Genomic DNA, 17,378 nt, shown 5'->3' with positions numbered 1-17,378 from the left:
CCCGGCGTATTACTTACTGCTGCCGTGGCTGTTTTTCCCCCCTTTTTTACCAGCTTCTGATGCGCGCTGAGGGTCATTTTTAAAATTGCCCCCGCTGTGCTGGCCACCTTTACGACCTGCTTCTGATGCTCTTTCACGGTCTTCAGCGAAATTACCTGAACCACCACGATGGTTTGCCATCTCTAACCTCCAGAGTGTGAAACATTAGACATCATATTGCATTCAGTAAAAGAGGATTCTTTCACCTCGCGGCGCAAGGACGACGCCTCAATCTGTGCCGCGTGAAACTAAGCTTAGTGGACTGAGGCTGTCCGGCAAGCCACAGGTAATATCCTGCAACATGATCTCAGTCTTTCAGGTGAGATGACGCGGCGGGGATGCATAAGCCTTTCTTATCATTTTAAAAATCCGCACCGGGAAAGTTGTATCATTTTGCTACAAAGCCATTTTTCTACTCATGTTGTTATAAATCAAATAAATGGCGTTCATTTTTGCAGTCTGGCCGTGATGGCATATCTTTAAAAGAGCGCAGCGATCCGCTGTCAGAGAAACCAACGAGGAGTGAAGCAAAATGGCAAAAGTTCTGGTGCTCTATTATTCCATGTATGGACACATTGAAACCATGGCTCACGCGGTAGCAGAAGGTGCAAACAGGGTTGACGGCGTTGAGGTTGTGGTGAAACGCGTACCGGAAACCATGCAGGCGGAAGCCTTCCTGAAAGCCGGGGGGAAAACGCAAAACGCCCCGGTCGCCACCCCGCAGGAGCTGGCGGATTATGATGCCATTATCTTCGGCACCCCGACCCGCTTCGGCAATATGTCAGGCCAGATGCGCACCTTCCTCGATCAAACCGGCGGGCTTTGGGCATCCGGCGCGCTCTACGGCAAACTCGCCAGCGTATTCAGCTCAACCGGCACCGGCGGCGGTCAGGAGCAGACGATTACCTCAACCTGGACTACCCTTGCTCATCACGGGATGGTGATTGTGCCGATTGGCTACGGCGCGCAGGAGCTGTTTGACATTTCCCAGGTGCGTGGCGGTACGCCGTACGGCGCAACCACCATTGCCGGTGGTGATGGCTCACGTCAGCCAAGCAATGAAGAACTGTCTATCGCCCGCTATCAGGGTGAATACGTCGCGGGTCTGGCCAAAAAACTGAACGGCTAACACCCAACAGGAGGACAAGCATGCCAACTCAAGAATCCAAAGCTCACCACGTGGGCGAATGGGCAAGTTTACGCAACACCTCTCCGGAGATTGCCGAAGCTATCTTTGAAGTCGCGAAATACGATGAAAAGCTGGCCGAGCAGATTTGGGAGGAAGGTAACGATGAGGTGCTGGTGCGCGCCTTCGAAAAAACGGATAAAGACTCGCTCTTCTGGGGCGAGCAAACCATCGAACGTAAAAACGTCTAAGCGTTTCCCCCCGCCGCAGCGGGGGGTTCTCTTTTACTTCGCCGCGTTATTCATCACCGCATTGAATTTGTCGACAGGACAGAAGCCATTCGCATCTACCGGGCAGCCTTTCAGCTCCAGCGTCACGCGCTGTGCAGGCGACTGCAGCGACAGCACGCTGGCGTTGCGCAGCTGCTCTGAGCTCTGATAGACATACTCAATTTTCATCAGCTCCTGGTTGGCATTTTTGTCATGCCAGCGCTGGAAGACAATCTTGCCGCCGATCGGGGTACGTTCCTGCTGATCGTGCAGCTGATACGGTTTGAAATCCAGGGCGGTGAGCAGGGAAGCAATGTTCGAGTCATGTCCCACCAGCAGGGTGATCTTAGGCGCTTTAGCCTGGTCGGTGACCAGCGTTTTATCGATATATTTCACCAGCGGCTTCGCTACGTTTTGCGCCACCTCGGTTGAGGTAAACAGCGAGTCCTGATAGCCGTTCTTCAGCTTCGACAGCACGCGCCACTGCTGGTCGGTTTTGATTTCTCCCCAGGCCACCTGGTCGGCCGGGAAGCCTTCGTAATACTGCAGCGTAAACGCGTCCACCAGCGAGTTACCCACCTTCAGCGGCCCGGATACGCCAGGCTCTTTTTCATAGTCGGCGCTGAAGGTATCTTTTGCGTCCGCCAGAGAGCAGACTTTTTTCTCTTTGCAGGACGGGGAATCGGCGTAATTTGTCATCTGCTCCAGCAGCTTATAGCTTTCGCCAAGCTGCATTTTCTGCCGCTCGGTCTCCATCGCCTTCAGCGCTTTTTCGCGGAATTCCGGCGAGTTGTCGGTAATCACCGGATTGAAGGTTGGGTCCATGGTGCCCATTTTTTCCTGGTGGTGCACGGGCACATCGCAGCCCGGGAACGCGCCGGTAATAAAGAACTGCGCGGTGGCGACAGTACGCTGCAGGCTGTTGGCGTAAGCATACACGCTATCCGCTGGCGGACACTCTCCCGTCTTCACCATCCCCTGCTCTGACAGCCACTCGCGCATGTAATGGCCCATATAGACTTCCAGCACGCCGCCTTTGGTGGTGAGCTGACCGCCCGGCACGTCCCACTCCGGCCACTGCTTCGGCGTGGACTGCTCCAGCACGCTGCCGTTGTTGGCGAGCGGCGCGCGCAGGTTGTGGCGACTCATGATTAAAACTTGCTCCAGCTGATACCCTTCCGGCGTCTCTTGCGCCTGCACGCCAAACGTTGCTGAAATGGAACCGGCGACTGCCAGCGCGAGTAGTGCTTTTCTCATCCCTAATTCCTCACTCGTTTTAAAATGTCGCGTTCAGTGTGACAGATTCGTGACAATTTTCCGGGAAGCATTTCTCAAACTGATGATTAACATGCTTACGACGCGTGCAGATTAGTTTTATAATAAAACCACACCCCACCGGAGAATTCGCTGTGAAACGTACCCGCCTTGAAGAGAGCACCTGCCCCGTCGCCCGTTCGCTGGATATTATAGGCGACTGGTGGTCGCTGCTGATTGTTCGCGACGCGCTACGCGGGATTAAACGCTTCGGCGAGTTCCAGAAAAGCCTCGGTATCGCAAAAAATATGCTGACTACGCGGCTAAAACTGCTGGTCGACGAGGGCATCCTCCGGCTTCAGCCCGCGTCTGACGGCAGCGCCTGGCAGGAGTATGTCCTGACCGATAAAGGGCGCGCCCTGCAAACGGTGCTGGTTGCGCTCTCACAGTGGGGCAACGAGTTTTTGTTCGCGGAAAACGAATGCGGCACCGTGCTGGTCGATACCGAACAGCGCAAACCTCTGCGTAAACTGGCGCTTATCGCCGACGACGGGCGCGAACTGACGCCTGAAGAGATCGTGGCTAAACTCCCCTCCTGACCGTTCCCGACGGCAAAAGCACAAAATGCTCGCAAATATGGTTGCATTATAGAACCAAATAGCAGAGAGTTTATTCAGTTTCATATTGAAACCAAATAACCCACTCTGCTTTGAGGTAACACAGATGACTACGCAAATCACCACCGCCCTGATTACGGGTGCCTCTTCCGGGATCGGTGCCGTCTATGCTGACCGCCTTGCCGCGCGCGGCGCTAACCTGGTGCTGGTCGCCCGTCGCGAGGATCGCCTGAAAATCCTCGCCGCCGACCTGCGCGCGCGCTATGGCGTGGCCGTCGATATTCTGGTTGCCGATCTCACCGATGAAGCCGGGATCCGCGCCGTGGAAGAAGAGCTGCGCAGCAATACCGCCATTGATACGCTCGTTAACAACGCGGGCACCGCGCAGATGGCACCGTTCCTCGCGGGCGAGGTGGCGCAGCATCAGGCCATCAATACCCTGAACACCACGGCGCTGATGCGTCTGACCTACGCCATCCTGCCGCGCCTGGCGCAGAACAATCGCGGCACGCTGATCAATATCGCGTCCGTGCTGGCCCTGCACGTCCGGGCGGGCAGCGCGCTTTACAGCGCCACCAAGGCGTGGGTGTTGAGCTTTACACGTGGGTTACAGGAAGAATTTGCCGACAGCAACGTGCGCATTCAGGCCGTACTGCCTGCCGCCACGGCGACTGAAATCTGGAGCCATTCAGGCGTCACGGTGGACGATCTGCCGGAAGGATCGGTGATGACCACCGACAACATGGTGGATGCGTCGCTGGCGGGTCTGGATCAGGGTGAACCGATCACCATCCCGCCGATGCATGACGCTGGCCTGTGGGACCGCTACGAAGCGGCGCGCCTTGAGCTGTTCAACAGCGCGCGCACCGGCATCCCGGCACCGCGCTACGTAAAACAGTAGCCTAACGCTCAAGCTGGTCGCCGTACTCGCTCATCCAGGCGGCCAGCGGGGAGAGTGCGTCCTGCAGGGTTAACCCCAGCTCGGTTATCTGATACTCCACGCGCGGCGGGATCTCCGGGTAGACCGTCCGCGTCACCAGCCCGCGCTGCTCAAACAGGCGCAGCTGCTTAGTCAGCTCTTTCTGCGTGATGGGGGCAGCCGCCCGCAGCAGATCGCCAAAGCGTACGGGCGTATTAAAGACAATCAGGCGATAGAGAATGGGTTCGCCCATTTACCGGAAATCAGGTTCACAAACTGCGTCATCGGGCAGGTATACGCCTCAGATTTTTTTTCGCAGCACACCTCCAGCATTTCTGCCATAGCACACCTCTTGCCTCTTTAGTATCCATTTGGTACCTGGTTTCCTTTCGATACTAACGTTTCTATAGTGCTTTCTCCAGTGACATTTCAGGAGAAGAATATGGGTCGTTTAACAGATAAATATACGCTGATTACCGGCGGCACCAGCGGCATCGGCCTCGCCACCGCGCAGGCGTTTATCGCCGAAGGCGCGCGCGTCGCCGTGACCGGGCGTAACCCGGACACCCTCGCCGAAGCAGAACGTATTCTTGGCGATAAGGCCTGGGTGATCCCAACCGATGCGGGCGATATCGCGTCGCAAAAAGCGCTGGCGGCAACCCTCGCCGCCCGCTGGCCGCGCCTGGACGCGGTGTTCCTCAACGCCGGCGACGTAACGCACGCGCCGCTGGAAGAGTGGCGGGAAGAGACCTGGGATCGCCTGATGGGCATCAACCTGAAGGGACCGTTCTTTTTGATTCAGGCGCTGCTGCCGCTGCTGAATAACCCGTCGTCGGTGATCCTCTGCGGCTCCGTGAGCGCGCGCATCGGCCTGCCCACCAGCAGCGTGTATGCCGCGAGCAAGGCCGCCCTGCTGTCGCTGGCGCGCACGCTCTCGGCGGAACTGCTGCCGCGCGGGATACGCGTCAACGGCCTGAGCCCCGGTCCGGTGGAGACCCCGGCGTTTACCAAAACGGGCTTAAGCGACGAGGCGCTTAACGCAATGATGGCGGAAATCATCAAGCTGGTGCCGCTCGGCAGAATGGGCTCGACGACGGAGCTGGCAAAAGCCGCGCTCTATCTGGCGTCCGACGAGTCGAGCTACACCGTAGGAACGGAGCTTCTGGTGGACGGCGGAATGGGGAGCCTGTAACTCAAAAGGCGCTGATGCCGGTGACCGCGCCGACATACAGCGCCGCCCACGCGCAGGCGGAAAGCAGGCTGACGGCGTAGACCTTTGCTGCATTCAGCCTGAGCATACCCGCTGCCAGCGGCACGATGTAACGCAGCACCGCCAGAAAGCGCGACGTAAACAGTGCGATGACGCCGTTCTTTTGCAGCTGATGCTGTACCCGTAAAAACGTAGCGGCATGCTTCGACGTAAAGCGCGTGACCAGCCGGGTGTGCCCCATCAGCTGCCCTAAGTGGTAGTTCAGCACCGATCCCGCCGTTGCCCCCATCACTACAGCCAGCCATGCCAACGCAGGATGCATGCTCCCCTGGCTGACGGTAATGCCCGCCAGCAGCATCACCGACGCGGGCGGCAGCACGGAGGAGATCAGCACCGTCGATTTACTCAGCGCCATCACAAATAACAGCGCGAAAAGATGTGCCGGATACAGCGCAAAATGATTCAGCAGATTATCAAGCCACGCCATTTTCTCTCCTCCGTTAATTATTTAATCCACCATTTAAAATGAATAAACCTAAATAAACCCTCAACGCTTTATTAATAATATTTATCTAAACCGTTCTTAAACATTATTTAATTTCCTGAGCGGTAAATTTAAACAGGCGTATTATTTCCCTCGTTTTACAACGATCTCGTTATGGCGAGGCTCCTGTACAAATACACGTTATCGCTCTGGTAGGTTCGAGAGAACCGGCACAGGGTAAAACAGGCACTGTCGAATCAAGGCTTTGTCAGTATAACTTCCCTCACGGGATACGGTGTACAGTGCTGAACCCAGGACGTGGGGATCTCCTCTTCGACATGCCCTGTCTTGCTCGCCCCTGAGAGATGTTATTATTCAAAGGGAATTCACTATGTCTTACGCTATTCACAATCAAAACCTGGCATTCAATGACAGCGCTGTCGCGCAATATATGAATACCGATTTTATTGTCCTCGATATTTCATTATGCGTGGCGCTGGCGCGCGAGCAATTCTTCGAAAAATTAAAAGACGACGATATTCCGTCTCATATTTTTATTGAAGACAATGGTCGCCTGGCGGGCATGATTGCCGTGCGTAAATTGCTGCAAACCGCCGACACGGTCCAGCCGGTGAAATCGCTGATGATTTCGCAGTTTTTGCAGGTCAAACCGGAGGATGAACGTGCCGACGTTGCCGGACTGCTGGCGCACGGCGGCGCGGATGTGGTGCCTGTGGTCACCCACGGCAAGCTCGTCGGCTGCCTGACGGAGCGCGAAATCGCCCATCTGCTGGAAGATGACGTCACTGAAGACGCCCAGCTTCAGGGGGCGACGCTACCGCTGGAGAAGCCCTATCTGGATACCAGTCCGTATAGCCTGTGGAAGAAACGCTCCGTCTGGCTGCTGCTGCTTTTTGTCGCAGAAGCCTACACCAGCTCGGTGATCCAGCATTTCGAAGAGGCGCTGGAGTCCGCCATCGCGCTGGCGTTCTTTATTCCGCTGCTGATCGGCACGGGCGGCAACAGCGGGACGCAGATCACCTCCACGCTGGTGCGCGCCATGGCGCTGGGAGAAGTCCGTCTGCGCGACGTTGGCCGCGTGCTGCGTAAAGAGATGACCACCTCGCTGATGATTGCCGCCACGCTCGGTATCGCAGGGTGTATCCGCGCCTGGATGATGGGGATTGGGCTGGAGATTACGCTCATCGTCAGCCTGACGCTGGTGTGCATTACGCTCTGGAGTGCGATTGTCTCGTCCGTCATTCCGATGGTGCTCAAGCGCTGCGGCATTGACCCGGCTGTCGTCTCCGCGCCGTTTATTGCGACGCTTATCGACGGTACCGGGCTGATTATCTACTTTAAGATCGCGCAATATACGCTGGGGCTGGAGTAACGCGGTCCGCCAGCTGGATCACCGCTCGCGAAAACGCCTCAATCGCCAGGGCGACATCTTCAGCCATCACCGATTCCGCCGGATGGTGGCTGACGCCTCCTTTGCAGCGCACAAACAGCATGCCGACCGGCCAGCGTTCCGCGATGGCAATCGCATCATGGCCCGCACCGCTGGGTAGCGATAGCGAGCGACCCTGTACCGATTTGACCGCCTCCTCCAGCACGTTTTGCAGGTGGGTATCGCACGGCGTGGCGGCAATGCGGTAAAACTCCTCGGCGCTGAAGTCCAGATTGCGGCGCGATGAGATCGCCTGCGCATGCTCCAGCAGCTCGTTAAGCAACCGATCCAGCGGCGCATCCTGCGGGCCGCGAATATCCAGCGAGAGCTGAACCTCGCCGGGGATCACGTTCACCGCCCCCGGCAGGCAGCGCAGTTCGCCAACCGTCGCCACCAGGTTTCCGCCCTGCTGTCGGGTAGCGTTTTCGATGATGACCATCCACTCGGCGGCGGCGGCCAGCGCATCCCTGCGGTGGTGCATCGGCACGGTTCCCGCGTGCCCGGCCTCGCCGGTAAAGCGACAGTTCAGACGACGCGCGCCGTTAATGGCTTGCACCACGCCCAGGGCGAGCGTCTCCTGCTCAAGGCACGGCCCCTGCTCAATATGCAGTTCCAGATAGGCGCTGAAATCCTCCTGACGGCGCGCGGCATGCAACACGCGGGCAGGATCGAGCCCCACCAGGGTCATCGCCTGCGCCACGCTGATTCCGCTGGCGTCGGCTTTCTCCAGCCAGCCCTGCGGCCAGGTGCCGGTGATGCCCCGGCTGCCTAACAGCGTAATGCCGAAGCGGGTCCCCTCTTCGTCGCAAAAGCCGACAATCTCGATGGCCTGCGCCAGATGCACACCCTGCTGGTGCAGGCTGTCCACCACCTCAATGGCGGCAAGCACCCCGAGCATGCCGTCGTAGCGCCCGGCATTGCGCACGGTATCGAGATGCGAGCCGAGCAGCACCGCCTGCGCCCCCTCCTGCTGGCCTTCATAGCGTCCGCAGATATTGCCCACGCTGTCCTGCCAGACGGTCATGCCCGCCTGGCGCATCCACTCTCCGACCAGCTGGTTAGCCTGCAGATGCTGCGTGGAGAGATAGACCCGCGTCAGGCCGTCCGGGGTTTCGCTGATGGCGGCCAGCGCGTCGGCGCGCGCCATCACCCGCTCTGCCGCCGGGCTCATTGCGGCGTCTCGCGGCGATAGTGGTCCCACGCGGCCTGCATGGCGGCCCCCTGCGTGGTGGAGAATTTCAGGTAGTTGAGCACCGACTCCAGCGCGCTCAGGGTGGTCATCACGCAGTCCTTGCGTGCGTTGTAGCCCATGGTGCCAATGCGCCAAACTTTGCCGTGCAGCGGGCCAAACGAGGTGCCGACTTCAATCCCGAAATCCTCCAGCATCAGCTTACGCACCTGGTCACCGTTGATGCCCTGCGGGATCACCACGCCCAGCACGTTGTTCATCTTGTGCTTCAGGTCGCCGAAGGTCTCCAGCCCCATCGCCTGAATGCCCTTCAGGAGCGCATCGCCGTGCAGCCTGTGGCGAGCGATGCCGTTATCCAGCCCTTCCTGCAGGATCAGACGCGCGCACTCGCGGGCGCCAAACAGCGCGGTGGTGGCTTCGGTGTGGTGGTTAAGACGTTCCGGCCCCCAGTAGTCCATCACCATGCCGAGATCGAAGTAGTTGGAGTAGATCATCTCCTCGTCGCCGTCGCGGTGGGCGTCGGTGCGTATGCCTTCCTCAACGCATTTGCGGCGGCGGATCGCCTCCTCCATGCGCGCGCTCAGGGTGATCGGCGAGGTGCCCGACGGGCCGCCGAGGCATTTCTGCATCCCGGCGGAGACGGCATCCAGCCCCCAGGCATCGGTTTCCAGCGCGTTACCGCCGAGCGACGCGGTGGCATCGGTGTAAAACAGCACGTCGTAGCGGCGGCAGATCGCGCCCAGCTCGGCGAGCGGCTGCAGCATGGTGGTGGAGGTGTCGCCCTGCACGGTCAGCAGCAGGCGCGGACGAATACGCTTAATCGCATCCTCGACCTGATCCGGGGTAAACACCTCGCCCCACGGCACCTCGATGGTATGCACCTCCGCGCGGCAGCGGCGGGCAATTTCGCACAGCAGGTGGCCAAAGCGGCCAAAGACTGGCACCAGCACCTTATCTCCCGGGCGGATGGCGGAGACCAGAATGGCTTCAATCCCCGCGCGGGAGGTACCGTCCACCAGCATCGTCCAGCGGTTTTCGGTGCGGAATACCCCGCGATAAAGCGCCATCACCTCGTTCATGTAATGGGTCATGGCCGGGTCGTACTGCCCGATCAGCTGGCTCGACATGGCGCGCAGCACGCGCGGGTCGGCGTTGATCGGGCCCGGCCCCATCAGCAGGCGCTGCGGCGGGTTGATTTGCGGAAAGTGTGCGATATCCATTGTTAAGTCCTTATCAGTTGAGGCCGCGCACGGAGGAGATGAACTGCTTCAGTTCCGTGGTCTGCGGGTTGGCGAACAGCGTTTTGCTGTCGCCCTGCTCCCAGACTTTCCCCTGGTGCATAAACACCACGCGGTCGCCCACTTCGCGGGCAAAATTCATTTCATGGGTAACCAGTATGAGCGTCATCCCCTCGGCCGCCAGCTGCTCCAGAACTTTGAGCACTTCGCCCACCAGCTCCGGGTCGAGCGCGGAGGTGATCTCATCGCAGAGCAATACTTTCGGCGACATCGCCAGCGCGCGGGCAATCGCCACGCGCTGCTGCTGGCCGCCGGAGAGGCTCGACGGGTAGTAATCCAGACGATCGCCGAGGCCAACCTTCTCCAGCATGCGCTGCGCCAGCTCGCGGCATTCGGTGGCGCTTTTCTTCAGCACCCGACGCGGGGCGAGCATCACGTTTTCCAGCGCCGTCATGTGCGGGAACAGGTTGAAGCTCTGGAACACCATCCCCACCGAGCGGCTGATTTCACGCGCCTGGGAATCCCGGTCGGTAATTGTCATGCCGCCCAGCTTGATGCTGCCGTCCTGATAGCCTTCCAGACCGTTAATGCAGCGCAGCAGCGTGCTTTTGCCCGATCCGCTGCGCCCGATAATGGAGATTACCTGGCCCATGTCGATATCCAGATCGACGCCCTTGAGCACGTGGTTATCGCCGTAGTACTTCTGCACCTGATTAATGGTGATGAGAGGCATTGAATTTCGTCTCCAGATAGCGGCTGTAGCGCGACAGCGGATAACACAGAATAAAGTAGCCCAGCGCCACCAGCGCAAAGACCTTAAACGGCTGATAGGTCACGTTGGTCAGCATGGTTCCGGCCTTGGTCAGCTCGACAAAACCGATAATCGACGCCAGCGCGGTGCCTTTGATCACCTGCACGGCAAAGCCGACCGTCGGCGCGATGCCGATGCGCAGCGCCTGCGGGGCGACGACGCGAAACAGGGTCTGGCCGAAGGTCAGCCCCAGGCAGCGCGACGCTTCCCACTGCCCCTTCGGTAAAGCGCGAATGCAGCCGTTCCAGATATCGAGCAGAAACGCGCTGGTGTAAAACGTCAGCGCCAGCGAGGCGGCGGTCCACGGCGAGACGTCGATGCCGAACAGCGCCACGCCGAAGAAGGCCAGGAACAGCTGCATCAGCAGCGGCGTGCCCTGAAACAGCTCAATATAGCCGCGGATAATGCGCTTCACCGTGCGCCCGCCCGTCAGGCGCAGCAGCAGGAGCGGCAGCGTTACCACCGCCCCGCCGACGAACGCCACCAGCGACAGCAGCACCGTCCAGCGTCCGGCCAGCAGCAGGTTGCGAATAATGTCCCAGTCGGTAAAGGTGGTCATCATGCCTGTACCCCCAGCCATTTGCGTCCTGCCGCCATCATCAGCTGGCGCAGGGTTATCGACAGCGCCAGGTAAATCCCGGTTGTCACCAGATAAACCTCAAAGCTCAAAAACGTTCTGGACTGGATCAGGTTGGCGGCGAAGGTCAGCTCTTCATAGGAGACCTGCGACACCACCGACGAGCCGAGCATCACGATGATGCACTGGCTCACCAGCGCCGGGTAAATGCGCTGCAGCGCGGGCGGCAGCACCACGCGAATAAAGGTCTGCAGGCGGGTGAGCCCCAGCACGCGTCCGGCTTCCCACTGCCCTTTCGGCGTGACCTGAATGCCCGCGCGGATAATCTCGGTGCTGTAGGCGCCCAGGTTTACCACCATGGCCAGCAGCGCCGCTTCACCCGCCGTCATCTTCAGGCCAAGATTTGGCAGGCCGAAGACAATGAAAAACAGCTGTACCACAAACGGCGTGTTGCGGATGATCTCCACGTAGCCGCCCCAGATCCGGCTGAACCAGGTCGTGCGTCCGCTGCGGAGCGCCGCCCCGAAAATCCCTATCGCCAGCCCGCCGACGGTCGCCATCACCGTCAGCTGAACGGTGACCCACAGCCCTGCAAGCAGCTCTGGCCAGTGCGGCCAGAGCGCGGAGAAATCAAGTTGCTCAGTCATCGGCTCAGGCGCCAAGGTTTGCCGGCAGCGGGGCCTTCAGCCATTGCTCAGACAGGCCGTTTAGCGTGCCGTCCTTGATGCCCTGCTCAATCAGCGCATCCACTTTTGCCTTCAGGGCCGGTTCGTTTTTCTTCAGGCCAATAAAGCACGGCGAATCTTTCAGCATAAAGCTCGGCACCGGGGCTTTATCCGCGTTCTGGCGCGAAATGGCCGCCACCACGAGGTTACCGGTTGCCACGTACTGCACCTGCCCCGACAGGTAAGCGGAGAGCGTGGTGTTATTGTCTTCGTAGCGCTTCACGTCCGCGTCTTTCGGCGCCAGTCCAGTCAGCACCATGTCCTCCACCGCCCCGCGCGTCACGCCGATGGTTTTTCCGCTCAGCGCGGCGGCGTCCTTCAGCTCGGCCCCTTTTGGACCAAACACGCCAAGGAAGAACGGCGCGTAGGCGCGGCTGAAGTCGATCACCTTCTCGCGCTCCGGGTTTTTACCGAGGCTGGAAATGACCAGGTCCACCTTATCGGTTTGCAGGTACGGCACGCGGTTGGCGCTGGTCACCGGCACCAGCTGCAGTTTGAGCTTCATCTGTTTAGCGAGATAGCGCGCCATATCGATGTCGTACCCCTGGGGCTGCAGATCGGTCCCCACCGAGCCAAACGGCGGGAAGTCCTGCGGAACGGCAATACGGATAGTGCCGCGCTTCTCGATATCCTGTAGCTGGTCAGCCTTTGCCGGCAGCTGTGTGAAGAGGCATGCTGCCCCGGCCAGTGCAATCAACAATTTTTTCATGGTGCTTCCCCGTAACGTTAACATGAAACAAAAGATTCTTTGAATGTGATTTTGCAACTAATGTGCCAGATAAGGTGAAGCGGGAAATATTCTTTTAAAGCCTTATAAAACGCGGGCAGGGCGAAAATGCTCTCCATTTTCGCCCCGCCATTACGCACCATTTTAATGCAAAGCACCAGCCTGATGCCCCATTATCGCTGTTCGAGCTCGTCCAGCTGCTGATAGAGGGAGGCAATCTCGTGAATGCGCGGACGGCCTTTATCGAGGATCTCATGCAGGAAGGCGTTCGCCAGCAGGTTGATCAGACTGTTAACCGAGGAATAGCTGTCATAGGCCGAGACGCTGTCCAGCGGGGCGCAGAGCTGCCAGCTGGCGAGCGGAAACAGGCTGTGGGCCTGCGGCTCGCACATCAGCAGCACCGGAATACCGCTGCTCTGAAGCTGCTGCATCAGCGGGCGGATAATGCGCGGACGGCGGCGGAAGGCCATCATGACCACCAGATCGTCCGGCGTTAAGTCCACCAGCTCCTCGCTCAGGCTCTGCCCCGGCTGCGGCAGCACCAGCACCTGACCGCGCGCCTGCAGCAGCTGCTGGCGCAGGTGCAGCGCCGCCGGATAGGCGTTACGCATGCCGATAATGACAATGCGGCGCGCCCTGACCATGCAGGCCATGGCGTCGGCAAACTGCTGCGCATCGAGGGCATTGACCCACTGGGTCAGGTTTGCCATCTCCTGCTTGTAGTGGCGCGCCAGCAGCGTATTGCCCTGCACCGCATCGCGATTGTCGGTGAGCGGCATCCCGCTCTGGCGCAGGGTGCGCAGCTCTTCACGCATATCCTTATATTTCTCATAGCCCAGACGCTTAAACAGACGGCTCACCGTGGCTTTCGACGCCCCGCTCAGCTGCGCCAGCTCGGCGCTGTTGTAGCTAATGAGATCGTCAAAATGATCAAAAATAAAGTCCGCCACCCGCTGCTCCTGCGGCGACAGCGACGGGTATTGTGCTTTCAGACGTTCATCCAGTTGTTCCATAGCGCCTCTGTAACTTTTGTTTCATCACATTTTGGTTTTCATTCTACCTTTCATTATACGTGCCAGTTTACTGAAACTTTTCTTTCAGAACTGGAACAGCTTTTGCAGCGCCTTGTGACTTTTAGGGTTACGAGGACTCTTCATGCAAAGTAATGTCTCCACACACGGTATGGCGGTTGCGCCCCACCACCTCGCCAGCCAGAGCGCGCTGGCGGTGCTACGCGAAGGCGGCAGCGCGATAGAAGCGATGGTCGCGGCGGCGGCCACCATCGCCGTGGTCTACCCGCATATGAACGGGCTGGGCGGCGATGGCTTCTGGCTTATCGTGCCGCCGGAAGGCGACCCCATCGCCATTGACGCCAGCGGCGCGGCGGGATCGCACGCGACGCTGGCCGCCTACGATGGGCTCAAGCAGATCCCCCATCGCGGACCGCAGGCGGCGCTAACCGTCGCCGGCACGGTCAGCGGCTGGGACGAGGCGCTGAAGGTTTCCCGTGAGATGACCGGTAAGTCGCTGCCGCTGGCCCGCCTGCTGGCCGACGCCATTGACTACGCGCAGAACGGCACGCCGGTCACGGCCTCTCAGGCTCACGCCGCCGCCAGCAAGTTCGACGAGCTGAAGGATGTGCCGGGCTTCGCGGAAACCTGGCTGGTCGACGGCAAGCCGCCGCAGGCCGGGAGCCGCTTTTACCAGCCCGCCATGGCTACAACCCTGAGGCGCCTGGCGGAAGACGGTCTGGACAGTTTTTATCGCGGCCCGCTGGCGGAAGTCCTGGCGCACGGCATGGAGACGCTGGGCCTGCCCGTTACGCTGGCCGATTTACACGCCCACGCAGCCCGGCGCACCGCGCCGCTGAAGCTGCAGCATCAGCAGGGGGAGGTCTTTAACCACGCTCCGCCGACGCAGGGGCTGGTCTCGCTGGCGATACTCGGCATCACCGACCGCCTGAACATGGCGGAGGCCGACGACGCCGAAACCCTTCACCGCATCGTTGAAGCCACCAAGCTGGCCTTTGGCCTGCGTGATGCCCACATCACCGACCCGCGCGAGCTGAAAACCGATATTCAGGATCTGCTGGATCCCGCCGCTCTGCAGGCGCTAGCTAACAGGGTTGACGACGGCCGCGCCGCACCGTGGGGAACCGGAAAAGGCCCCGGCGATACGGTGTGGATGGGGGTGATGGACAGCAGCGGGCTTGCCGTGTCGTTTATCCAGAGCATCTATCACGAGTTCGGCAGCGGCGTTGTCCTGCCCGATACCGGCATCGTCTGGCAGAACCGGGGCACATCCTTCAGCCTCGATCCCGCCCATCTTCTGGCCCTCGCGCCGGGCAAACAGCCGTTCCACACCCTGAACCCGGCGGCGGCGCGTCTGAAGGACGGGCGCGTGATGGTCTACGGATCGATGGGCGGCGACGGACAGCCGCAGACCCAGGCCGCGCTCTTTACCCGCTACGCGATTCAGGGCGTGCCTTTACAGGAGAGCATTTCCCGCCCGCGCTGGCTGCTGGGGCGCACCTGGGGACAAACCTCGGACACCTTAAAGCTTGAAGGACGTTTTTCACCCGAGACGGTCGTGCGCCTGCGGGCACTCGGTCACGAGGTGGAGCTTTTCCCTGACTTTAGTGAAGCCATGGGCCACGCGGGCGCGATTGTCCGCCACCCCAACGGGCTGTTCGAAGGGGCATTTGACCCACGCAGCAACGGCGCGGCCGCCGGATTCTGAGGAGAAAAAAAATGACGACACACCAACCCGACTGGCAGGCATACCTGGCGCAAATGGAAACTGTACTCGGCGTGACGCTGGATGACGCCCGCCGCGCCGAGCTGCAGCTGCAGTTCAGCCGCATAGCCACCATGGCCGCCCCGCTGATGGCGCTGCCGCTCGACGACCGTCTTGAGATCGCAGGAGTATATAAAGCATGACGCTACACGAGATGAGTATCAGCGCGATCCAGCAGGCGCTAAGCGCTGGGGAGCTGAGCGCTCGCGAGATCGCCCGACAGACGCTGGAGGGGATTGCGCGCGTTAACCCGCAGATCGGCGCCTGGACCGCCGTGACGGAAGCACGCATGCTCGCCGAGGCCGACAATATCGATACCCTGCGACGGGAAAAGCGCCCCCTGCCGCCGCTGGCGGGCGTGCCCTACGCGGTAAAAAATCTGTTCGACGTTGCCGGTCACACCACCCTCGCAGGAGCCGAATTGTTCAGCCAGCGCCCTGCCGCCGCCGCTGACAGTTTTGCGGTGCGCCAGCTGCGCAGCGCGGGCGGGCTGCTGACCGGGATGGTCAATATGGACGCCTACGCCTACGGTTTTACCACCGAGAACAGCCACTACGGCACGACGCGTAATCCGCACGACCTGACGCGCATTGCGGGCGGGTCGTCCGGCGGTTCAGCCGCCGCGGTGGCCGCCGGGCTGGTGCACTTTTCGCTCGGCACCGACACCAACGGCTCGATTCGCGTTCCGGCCTCCCTGTGCGGTATCTATGGCCTGAAGCCCACCTTTGGCCGCCTGTCGCGATCCGGCAGCCATCCGTTTGTCGCGAGCCTGGATCATATCGGCCCCTTCGCCCGCCGCGTGTGCGACCTGGCGTCCGTGTATGATGCGCTGCAGGGACGGGATACCAGCGACGGTTTTCAGGCCGAGTGCTCCCGGGAACAGACGCGCCCCCTGCTCGATCGCGGGCTTGATGGCCTGCGCTGCGCGGTGCTCGGCGGCTATTTCACCACCTGGTGCGACGCAGACGCCAGAGCCGCCGTGGCGCGGGTGGCGAAAGCGCTCGACGTGCAGGATGAGCTGCAGTTCCCTGACGCAGAGCTGGCGCGTTCCGCTGCGTTTATCATCAGCGCCTCCGAAGGGGGAAATCAGTACCTGCCCGCGCTTCGCCATGAACCGGCGCGTTTTGAGCCGCACTCTCGCGAACGGCTGTTGGCCGGGGCGATGATCCCCTCCGCCTGGTACATCCAGGCCCAGCGGTTCCGCGCGCACGCCCGGCAGGCGTTCAAAACCTTATTTGCGCAGGCCGACGTGCTGATCGCCCCGGCCACTCCGCGCAGCGCCACGCTGGCGGGTGAGCAGACCATGGAGATTAACGGCCAGCCGCTGCCCATTCGCGCCAGCATGGGGATGCTGACCCAGCCAATTTCGTTTTTGGGCCTGCCCGTGACCACCGTTCCCCTGCGCACCGCGCAGGGTGCGCCTATCGGCCTGCAGCTGATTGCCGCGCCGTTTAACGAGCAGGCCTGCCTGCGCGTCGCGCGGGTTCTGGAAGAGAACGGCATCACCGATGCCCGCCCGGCGGAGATAGCAGCATGATGAATCACGATGACATTAACCTCCCGTGGGTGGTTGCCGAGGTGACCGCCGCGTTTTACCGCTATGAGGACGCGCTGGTGAGCAACAACGTTGCGGTGCTGGACGAGCTGTTCTGGCACGACAAAAGCACGGTGCGGCTGGGGGCGGGTGAAAACCTGTACGGGATTGATGAAATCCGCGCCTTTCGGGCAGCGCGCCCCGCCGCCGGGCTGCAGCGGACGCTGCGCCACACAGTGATTACCACCTTCGGGGAGGATTATGCCGTGTGCAGCACCGAGTTTACCCGCGAGGGGACGGAACGCATTGGCCGCCAGCAGCAGACGTGGGTGCGGTTTGCCTACGGGTGGCGGATCGTGGCGGCGCAGGTGAGTTTGATGTCGTAGTCGTAGGCCGGGTAAGGCGCAGCCGCC

General features: G+C 60.5%; 20 protein-coding genes, 1 pseudogene and 1 riboswitch. Of the genes and pseudogenes, 10 read left to right on the top strand and 11 right to left on the bottom strand.

From position 1 onward, the window contains the following. Positions 1–9: 9 nt before the first annotated feature. Entirely contained in the window at positions 10–180 is a 171-nt protein-coding gene (locus tag ACW9E7_RS06455) for a con-10 family general stress protein (protein ID WP_023311077.1), read from the bottom strand. A 391-nt stretch (positions 181–571) separates the two neighbouring features. Here ACW9E7_RS06455 and wrbA point away from each other — a divergent pair, with 391 nt between their 5' ends. After that, positions 572–1,168: an NAD(P)H:quinone oxidoreductase gene (gene wrbA / locus ACW9E7_RS06450; RefSeq protein ID WP_023311076.1), complete on the top strand. Its 597-nt coding sequence runs from the start codon at positions 572–574 to the stop codon at positions 1,166–1,168. A 20-nt stretch (positions 1,169–1,188) separates the two neighbouring features. Further along, entirely contained in the window at positions 1,189–1,416 is a 228-nt protein-coding gene (locus ACW9E7_RS06445; RefSeq protein ID WP_008499832.1) for a YccJ family protein, read from the top strand. Positions 1,417–1,449: 33 nt separating this feature from the next. Here the strand turns inward: ACW9E7_RS06445 and agp are convergent, their stop codons facing one another. Beyond that, positions 1,450–2,691 (bottom strand): bifunctional glucose-1-phosphatase/inositol phosphatase, encoded by a 1,242-nt coding sequence (gene agp / locus ACW9E7_RS06440; RefSeq protein WP_458727436.1) that lies wholly within the window; start codon positions 2,689–2,691, stop codon positions 1,450–1,452. Positions 2,692–2,843: 152 nt separating this feature from the next. Here agp and ACW9E7_RS06435 point away from each other — a divergent pair, with 152 nt between their 5' ends. Continuing rightward, positions 2,844–3,287, top strand: a complete 444-nt coding sequence (locus ACW9E7_RS06435; RefSeq protein ID WP_111964502.1) for a winged helix-turn-helix transcriptional regulator — start codon at positions 2,844–2,846, stop codon at positions 3,285–3,287. Between the two features lie 124 nt (positions 3,288–3,411). Continuing rightward, positions 3,412–4,206: an SDR family NAD(P)-dependent oxidoreductase gene (locus ACW9E7_RS06430; protein ID WP_133294139.1), complete on the top strand. Its 795-nt coding sequence runs from the start codon at positions 3,412–3,414 to the stop codon at positions 4,204–4,206. A 1-nt stretch (position 4,207) separates the two neighbouring features. On the opposite strand, the pseudogene ACW9E7_RS06425 reads toward ACW9E7_RS06430, so the two are convergent. Next, a pseudogene (locus ACW9E7_RS06425) lies at positions 4,208–4,566 on the bottom strand (winged helix-turn-helix transcriptional regulator). Between the two features lie 100 nt (positions 4,567–4,666). Here ACW9E7_RS06425 and ACW9E7_RS06420 point away from each other — a divergent pair. Next, positions 4,667–5,416 (top strand): SDR family oxidoreductase, encoded by a 750-nt coding sequence (locus tag ACW9E7_RS06420; protein ID WP_458727435.1) that lies wholly within the window; start codon positions 4,667–4,669, stop codon positions 5,414–5,416. Position 5,417: 1 nt separating this feature from the next. Here the strand turns inward: ACW9E7_RS06420 and ACW9E7_RS06415 are convergent, their stop codons facing one another. Continuing rightward, on the bottom strand, positions 5,418–5,921 hold the full coding sequence (locus ACW9E7_RS06415) for a DedA family protein (protein ID WP_136194661.1): 504 nt from the start codon (positions 5,919–5,921) through the stop codon (positions 5,418–5,420). Between the two features lie 158 nt (positions 5,922–6,079). Next, a riboswitch (M-box (ykoK) riboswitch) is annotated at positions 6,080–6,249 on the top strand. Positions 6,250–6,309: 60 nt separating this feature from the next. Between ACW9E7_RS06415 and ACW9E7_RS06410 the strand changes: the two genes are divergently transcribed. Next, positions 6,310–7,311: a magnesium transporter gene (locus ACW9E7_RS06410; protein ID WP_111964506.1), complete on the top strand. Its 1,002-nt coding sequence runs from the start codon at positions 6,310–6,312 to the stop codon at positions 7,309–7,311. Here ACW9E7_RS06410 and hpxK read toward each other — a convergent pair. The 7 genes from hpxK to hpxU form a co-directional block, all read right to left on the bottom strand. After that, the gene (gene hpxK, locus ACW9E7_RS06405; RefSeq protein ID WP_458727434.1) at positions 7,277–8,539 is read right to left on the bottom strand and encodes an allantoate amidohydrolase; all 1,263 of its coding nucleotides are present in this window, start codon (positions 8,537–8,539) and stop codon (positions 7,277–7,279) included. The genes ACW9E7_RS06410 and hpxK overlap by 35 nt on opposite strands. Then, positions 8,536–9,777 (bottom strand): pyridoxal-phosphate-dependent aminotransferase family protein, encoded by a 1,242-nt coding sequence (locus ACW9E7_RS06400; RefSeq protein ID WP_458727433.1) that lies wholly within the window; start codon positions 9,775–9,777, stop codon positions 8,536–8,538. The genes hpxK and ACW9E7_RS06400 overlap by 4 nt, the downstream gene beginning before the upstream one ends. 13 nt (positions 9,778–9,790) lie before the next feature. Then, a complete protein-coding gene (locus ACW9E7_RS06395) occupies positions 9,791–10,528 on the bottom strand; it encodes an amino acid ABC transporter ATP-binding protein (RefSeq protein ID WP_115874685.1) in 738 nt (245 codons plus the stop codon). Then, positions 10,509–11,165 (bottom strand): amino acid ABC transporter permease, encoded by a 657-nt coding sequence (locus ACW9E7_RS06390; protein WP_168708008.1) that lies wholly within the window; start codon positions 11,163–11,165, stop codon positions 10,509–10,511. The genes ACW9E7_RS06395 and ACW9E7_RS06390 overlap by 20 nt, the downstream gene beginning before the upstream one ends. Then, positions 11,165–11,830, bottom strand: coding sequence for an amino acid ABC transporter permease (locus tag ACW9E7_RS06385; RefSeq protein ID WP_458727432.1), 666 nt, complete (start codon positions 11,828–11,830; stop codon positions 11,165–11,167). Before ACW9E7_RS06385 ends, ACW9E7_RS06390 begins: the two co-directional genes overlap by 1 nt. A gap of 4 nt (positions 11,831–11,834) precedes the next feature. Then, a complete protein-coding gene (locus ACW9E7_RS06380) occupies positions 11,835–12,617 on the bottom strand; it encodes a transporter substrate-binding domain-containing protein (protein WP_023311064.1) in 783 nt (260 codons plus the stop codon). A 191-nt stretch (positions 12,618–12,808) separates the two neighbouring features. After that, positions 12,809–13,648, bottom strand: coding sequence for a MurR/RpiR family transcriptional regulator HpxU (hpxU, locus tag ACW9E7_RS06375; protein WP_458727431.1), 840 nt, complete (start codon positions 13,646–13,648; stop codon positions 12,809–12,811). A gap of 142 nt (positions 13,649–13,790) precedes the next feature. On the opposite strand from hpxU, the gene hpxW reads away from it, so the two are divergent. The 4 genes from hpxW to hpxZ are packed head-to-tail and all read left to right on the top strand — an operon-like array spanning position 13,791 to position 17,351. Further along, on the top strand, positions 13,791–15,374 hold the full coding sequence (gene hpxW, locus ACW9E7_RS06370) for an oxamate amidohydrolase (protein WP_458727430.1): 1,584 nt from the start codon (positions 13,791–13,793) through the stop codon (positions 15,372–15,374). An 11-nt stretch (positions 15,375–15,385) separates the two neighbouring features. Further along, positions 15,386–15,574: an oxalurate catabolism protein HpxX gene (gene hpxX, locus ACW9E7_RS06365; protein WP_045334723.1), complete on the top strand. Its 189-nt coding sequence runs from the start codon at positions 15,386–15,388 to the stop codon at positions 15,572–15,574. Further along, complete coding sequence (locus ACW9E7_RS06360) at positions 15,571–16,968, top strand: AtzE family amidohydrolase (RefSeq protein ID WP_149366302.1); 1,398 nt, start codon at positions 15,571–15,573, stop codon at positions 16,966–16,968. Before hpxX ends, ACW9E7_RS06360 begins: the two co-directional genes overlap by 4 nt. Then, positions 16,965–17,351, top strand: coding sequence for an oxalurate catabolism protein HpxZ (gene hpxZ / locus ACW9E7_RS06355; protein WP_115874679.1), 387 nt, complete (start codon positions 16,965–16,967; stop codon positions 17,349–17,351). The genes ACW9E7_RS06360 and hpxZ overlap by 4 nt, the downstream gene beginning before the upstream one ends. Positions 17,352–17,378 lie beyond the last annotated feature (27 nt).

The organism is Enterobacter sp. H2G27 (assembly GCF_054403075.1).
Note: the sequence above shows the minus strand (reverse complement) of the source record. Positions and strands in the feature narration are given on the sequence as shown.